Consider the following 6,313-nt stretch of genomic DNA (forward strand, 5'->3'; position numbering starts at 1 on the left):
CTCGTTAAAGGTGACTATTATGGATCGCGCAAAACTAAAAAAAGCACGCCAGTTCAAAGATAATGTCTTTAACGCATTTGTCTGGATTTCGGCAGCACTAACGGTAGGTTTCTTGTTCTGGATTATCTGGTACATCCTATCAAACGGTCTACAACACGTAGATTGGAACTTCATTACTGATAACTATACGCGCACAGGTGAAGAGCACGGTATCTTCCCAATGATTGTGGCGACCATTTACATGGTTATCGCTTCTATCGCAGTGGCAGCGCCACTCGGTATCATGACGGCAATCTACTTGACCGAATACGCGAAAGTGGGCAGTCGTTTGGTGAAAATCATCCGATTCTGTACCGAGTCATTGGCGGGTATCCCGTCGATCATTTTCGGCCTGTTTGGTATGACTTTCTTCGTGGCGATTCTTGGCCTTGGCTTCTCGATTCTGTCGGGTGCATTGACGCTAAGTATCCTAATCCTGCCAGTTATCATCCGTACAACGGAAGAAGCGTTGATGGCAGTACCACAAACGTACCGTGAAGGCTCTTATGGCCTCGGTGCTTCTAAGATTTACACTATCTGGCGTTTGATTCTTCCGAGCGCAATGCCAGGTATCTTAACCTCGGTCATTCTAAGTATTGGTCGTGTCATTGGTGAGTCTGCTCCAGTATTCCTGACAGCAGGTATGGTTGCACGTATTCCTGATTCTTTATTGGATTCAGGTCGTACGCTAACCGTTCACCTATACAAACTGACTACCGAACTGTTTACCGTTGAAGAATGGAATCAGGCTTACGGTACGGCAACAGTGCTTATCGTAGTTGTTCTCTTGATCAACATGGTAACGAAACTGATTGCTAGACGTTTTAACACCGCAACTTACTAACAACACTAATTAAGAACGCACGTTAAAAGACACGAATTCAAGAATTAAGAGATTAAGACAATGAACAAATTTGATATTGAAAACCTAGACCTATTCTACGGTGACAACCAAGCACTGAAATCGATCAACTTACCAATTCCAGTTCGCCAAGTAACTGCACTTATCGGCCCGTCAGGTTGCGGAAAATCAACGCTTCTACGCTGTTTGAACCGAATGAATGATCTAATCGAAGGCGTGAAAATTACAGGTAAATTGGCGATGGACGGCGAAGATATTTACGGCAACATTGATGTTGCTGACCTTCGCATCAAAGTCGGCATGGTATTCCAAAAGCCAAACCCATTCCCGATGAGCATTTACGAGAACGTGGCTTACGGCTTACGTGCTCAAGGTATCAAAGACAAAAAGACAATTGATGAAGTGGTAGAGCGTTCGCTGCGCGGTGCTGCACTTTGGGATGAGGTGAAAGATCGCCTTAAATCACACGCATTCGGTCTTTCTGGTGGTCAGCAGCAACGTTTATGTATTGCACGTACAATCGCGATGGAGCCGGATGTGATTCTGATGGATGAGCCAACGTCGGCACTTGACCCAATTGCGACACACAAAATCGAAGAACTGATGGAAGAGCTAAAGAAGAACTACACCATCGTTATCGTGACTCACTCAATGCAACAGGCGCGTCGTATCTCTGACCGCACTGCGTTTTTCCTAATGGGTGAACTGGTTGAGCACAACGATACGCAAGTGATCTTTAGCAACCCTCAAGACGACCGTACTCAAGGCTACGTAAATGGTGATTTCGGTTAATCCACCGTATTTACAAGCATAACTAAATAACTATAAGCGATGGTAACTTTGCCCCTCTTGATGAGGGGCCTTTTTCTTTTTAAGTCGTAGGCTTAAAACATCTACCAACACAAAAATCTTGTAAATAAGTACAACTTTCCTCCCCAGTTTATAAAGCATGTAACTTATGTGAAACATGGCTTTAAAAGTGCTGAAGAGCTCTCGAATGTAACACTAAGTCTGATAATTTTGCGAATGACTTAACAGCTCAAATTTGAACGTATTGATTGCATATCATGGCCTAAGTAGTTTTTTATCGAGGATAAAAAAGTAGATTAGGTTGGTAGGGTGAGTTTAAGAAGTTTTACAAGAAAAGTGTCTTCAACGAGGGACCATCGGTTGCTAGCGGAGGCAATCTTTGATCATTTAGAGAGTCTGTTCTCCCCTCAAGCCCTCGCTATTTTTGAAGATCCTTCAATTAACCCTCGTCATTCTATGAGCTTCTCTCGCGGAGAGCTTTACCCAACCCAAAACTATCCTGAGACATTCTGGGAGTGGGCAAGTCAGTTTGATACCTCTGAAAGCATCATACCTCTGGCGATCAACACTTGTAACTGGAATCACACCCGAGATTTAGGCGGTGATAGTTACATCATGATGCTCGACAACACGCCTATCAAACGTACCTACCTACTGATTCAATCTGTACATGCTCGCACAGCACATAATATCTATGAAGAAAGTTACGACGCAATGCAGCTCGCAGCGGCGCGTTGGCAATGTATTCGTGCTGAAAAAAATGCCTCGAAAGAGATCAGGCACAGAGATATTCGTGAAGCGCAATATGTTGATGAGATTAGCCAACGCGAGCGCTTTATCGAAAATATGAAGTTAGTTCAGCAAGTTGCACTCGAAATCTCTAATCCTGATTCTTTAAAGGACTTGTACTACAAAGCCGTCGAAGCGTTACGTGAACGACTTGGGTTTGATCGCTCTACACTGATGCTTCTCGATATGAAAAAGCGCAGCTTCAGTGGTACATACGGCACGGATGAGTCAGGAATTACGATTGATGAATTTCACACACAATACGATTTACATCAACTTAGCGAGGAGTATATCACCGCGTTATCTAGCCTTGAGAGCAACTTAGTGATTGTAGAAGACGCGCCAATATACACAGCAGGCAAGGTCATCGGGCAGGGCTGGAATGCGATGTTGATTTTACGCGATGGCAATGAACCGTTTGGGTGGTTCGCGCTAGATAACTTTATTCATCGTAAGCCGATAACGGCATATCAAAAACAGATGTTGGACTCGTTTGGTTCACTCTTCTCTCAAATTTACATTCGTAAGCGCCAAGAACAAAACGTACGCATGCTGCATTCAAGCATGGTTGAGTTATCACGTTGCACTACTGTCAGTGGAGTATGCAAATCGGCCGTCACTTTCGCCATTAAAAATCTTGGTATTGATCGAATGGCGGTGTTTTTAACTGATGAAAATTGCTCTTACATGCAAGGAACGTGGGGTACCGATATTCAAGGTAATGTGGTGGATGAATCTTACTTCTTTGGCGAAACCCAAGATTTCTCTCTTATAAATCTGGCTCGCTCAATGCCAAACGAAGTCGCATTTGAAGAATCAGTGCCTATTTATCATGACTGTAATATTGTTGGCTTTGGTTGGGCTGCGATGACGGTATTGACTTCAAATAGCAGTGGTCCTATCGCCTTTATCGCTGTTGATAATTTGCTGACACGTGCGCCGTTAACTTCTCAGTTACGTGAAGTGATTCGTATGTTCGCGTCCAGCTTAGCTGAAGTATTGCAACGTACTCAAGCTCAAGAGGCTATTCGCGAATTAAACGAAAACTTAGAGCTGGAGGTTCAGAACCGAACAAAAGAGTTGGAGGAAGCCAATCGACAGCTTGAGGTACTTTCTAAGCTCGATCCTTTGACGCGTCTTGGTAATCGCCGCATGTTAGAACATGTGATGCAAAAATATTGTGCCCTAGAGTGTGAAGACGACATGTCGTTTGGCCTGATCCTGATTGATATTGACCATTTTGGCTTATTCAATAATCACTATGGTCATCTCGAAGGCGATATCGCATTGATGCGAATTGGCTATATCTTGGATCATCATACCAAAGGTGAAGATGAAGTTTTTTGCCGTATCGGAGGTGAGGAGTTTGCATTGCTCATGATTGGTTCTGAGCAAGAGGAGGTCCGACTGAGAGCAGAGTGCATTCGTCAGTGCATCGAGGGCGAGGGGATAAAGCATCGACATAACCCAGAAGGGGAGTTACTTACCGTTTCAGTCGGTTACTCCTGTTATAAAGCGAAAGGCAAAGACTTTAATTTCGACCATTTATATCAGTTGTCGGATAAGGCACTCTATCAAGCGAAGAATCATGGGCGAAATTGTGTAAGGCGATACGAATACGAGCCCCAAGTTTTGTTGAGTAAGTGATGTTCATAAGAGCAACTTGATAGGGAAGAAGCGGCGGTTGGTGCTCTAGATAAAACCGCTAAAGCAAAATTTGGCCGGATAAGAGAATTGGCAGCTCATGAGAGCTGCCATTGTTATCTAGTTATTTATAACTTTTCGAGTTGGTGGTCGGTTTTCGTTACGTTTGCTTTGCCAAGGTTTTGAATTTTCGCTAGCAGCGAATCAGGGCTCCAAGGTTGTTGGTTAGCACTAAAATACGCTTGATTCATGGCATTAAGCTCTTGCTTAATTGCTTGTACGTCGCCAGGGTTTAGCCTGCCTTGATGAGTGGTTAAATACTCATTTACAGAGCGTTCAATTTTCGCAGCATCGCCCTCTTCGATGACTTTTTTTAGCGCGTCGATGCAAAGTGGCTGTTCAGTATATGAAACCGTTCCACTCGCTGTTATTGACCGCTTTTTCCATGCCCAAATAGCGATTCCCAATGTCATTATCCAAAGCCCTAAGAAAACAAAGGTTAATGTTCGCCAGAGACTGTTTACATCGCCGCTTGATTCAGGACTAGGGGCTGACACTAAAGGCGCTGAAAGAGGCGATTCCGGCAACGTGATTAGCCCAGTGTCATTTTTCTCTACGTCTAATGTTAGCTCTGGTAACGTTGTTTTCTTCGCTTCATCATTTTGACTGTCCCACCAGTTCAAGTCGTATCCTGGTAAGGTATATTTCCCGGCCTCTGTAGGAATAATGACTTGCTTCACCGTCATGGTAACGGTGCCATCTCTCGCGCTATCGAACTTAGGTTGTTCGGGATACACGCGCAGTGAACTCGGGTAACTAATATTGACTCGTGGCAGATATTCGGCTTGTGTACCGCGAGCCTTAACTTGAATGGTTCGAGTGAGTGAAGAACCTTGCTTTACTGTGTTGATCGCGTTAATCGACAGTAGATTACCTTGATCATCTTGCCAGCTCTGTGTCATTTCTAACGCTGAAGCAGGAAGCCATTCACCTTTAAATTCGCTCGGAATCGGTTTGACCGTTATTGGCATGCGTTCCGCTTTGGTATTGATAGGCATTATTTTGGTTGAGCCCGTCAAGCTGTCGCCATAAATATAAGAACCGGTCAGTTTAGGACCTATCAAGGTATAAGTGCCTGGTTGATTGGCCGTTAAGCGAAACGACTGCTCTATGACCGCTACTTCTAACCCATTTAAGATCTTCTGTCTTTGCTGTAAGCCACCCAGTGCCTCAAGCTTCATGCCTTCAATTTGCGGAGGTACTATTTGTGGGTTATCTAGGCGTCGAGTGTCCGCTTTGATTAGAAGCTGTATACGTAATGTTGCAGATTGCTGAGGGTAGAGCGTACTGTTGTCGACCGTAATATTGAAGCTAAATAGATCATCAAGATTGGGGTCTGTTTGGCTCGCGTTGACACGTAGTTTTATCGGCTCCGTTTTCATACCATCAGCGGAAAAACTTGGAATAATCAGAACACCTTCTTTCATTGGTGCAATTGAGATACTCCACTCGGTACGCACTGATTTTCTTCCGTTAATGTTATTGCTAGAGCGGCCATAACGAGGTTGACCCAAGAAGAAGTCTTTCTCTAGAACATTGAAGTCGATTGAGTCTGAGCTGAGCTCAGTATCTGAAATGATTCTGAGGTTAATCACTTCATTCTTGGCTACTTGTGTTTTATTCACACTAGCTTGAAGTGTCTGTGCCATCACCGAGAAACTGGATATTAGGCTGGCCACAAAAATAAAGACCAGTTTTACGCCTTTGTTCATCACAGGCTTACCACTCCTTTTGAGATTGTTGTGGAGGTTGTTTTTGTTGCGCTTGAAGTTGCATTTGCGCACGGATCAAAAAGCTTGGGTCGCGAGCACTTTCTACTGCTTCTAGTCGACGGAACTCAGGATCATCCTGATGCATTTTTTCGGGATGCGCTTTAGCCTGTATTGGTTCACCTTGATCCTTCACTTGCTTGTCATCTCGTTGCGGTTGATGTTGTTCCGTTTCTTGTTTTTCTTCTTTATTTTCAGAATCTTGCTGATTTTGTGACTGTTGTCCTTGCGCTTCTTTCCCTTCGTTTTGAGACTTTTGTTGCTGTTGCTGTTGCTGTTGCTGTTGCTGTTGCTGTTGCTGTTGCTGTTGCTGTTGCTGTTGCTGTTGCTGTTGCTGTTG

General features: G+C 44.1%; 4 protein-coding genes and 1 pseudogene. 3 read left to right on the forward strand and 2 right to left on the reverse strand.

Features of this window, described 5'->3' with window-relative positions; genetic code table 11:
- The first annotated feature begins 19 nt into the window (after window positions 1-19).
- The 3 genes from pstA (at window position 20) to R8O11_RS08580 (ending at window position 4,147) form a co-directional block, all read left to right on the forward strand.
- A complete protein-coding gene (pstA, locus tag R8O11_RS08570; protein WP_005383923.1) occupies window positions 20-883 on the forward strand; it encodes a phosphate ABC transporter permease PstA in 864 nt (287 codons plus the stop codon).
- Between the two features lie 60 nt (window positions 884-943).
- The gene (pstB, locus tag R8O11_RS08575; protein WP_005375156.1) at window positions 944-1,693 is read left to right on the forward strand and encodes a phosphate ABC transporter ATP-binding protein PstB; all 750 of its coding nucleotides are present in this window, start codon (window positions 944-946) and stop codon (window positions 1,691-1,693) included.
- 327 nt (window positions 1,694-2,020) lie between these two features.
- Window positions 2,021-4,147 carry a GGDEF domain-containing protein gene (locus R8O11_RS08580; RefSeq protein WP_054574929.1) on the forward strand — a complete coding sequence of 709 codons (2,127 nt, stop codon included), beginning with the start codon at window positions 2,021-2,023 and terminating at the stop codon, window positions 4,145-4,147.
- A gap of 125 nt (window positions 4,148-4,272) precedes the next feature.
- On the opposite strand, the gene R8O11_RS08585 is transcribed toward R8O11_RS08580, so the two are convergent.
- Entirely contained in the window at window positions 4,273-5,919 is a 1,647-nt protein-coding gene (locus R8O11_RS08585) for a BatD family protein (protein ID WP_318194079.1), read from the reverse strand.
- A gap of 4 nt (window positions 5,920-5,923) precedes the next feature.
- Window positions 5,924-6,313 (reverse strand): annotated as a pseudogene (locus R8O11_RS08590) (hypothetical protein); the annotation flags it as partial.

It is taken from the genome of Vibrio sp. 1288 (assembly GCF_033344475.1).

Coding starts and splice junctions, on each gene's coding strand:
- pstA (WP_005383923.1), top strand. CDS start 20: ATGGATCGCGCAAAACTAAAAAAAGCACGCCAGTTCAAAGATAATGTC.
- pstB (WP_005375156.1), top strand. CDS start 944: ATGAACAAATTTGATATTGAAAACCTAGACCTATTCTACGGTGACAAC.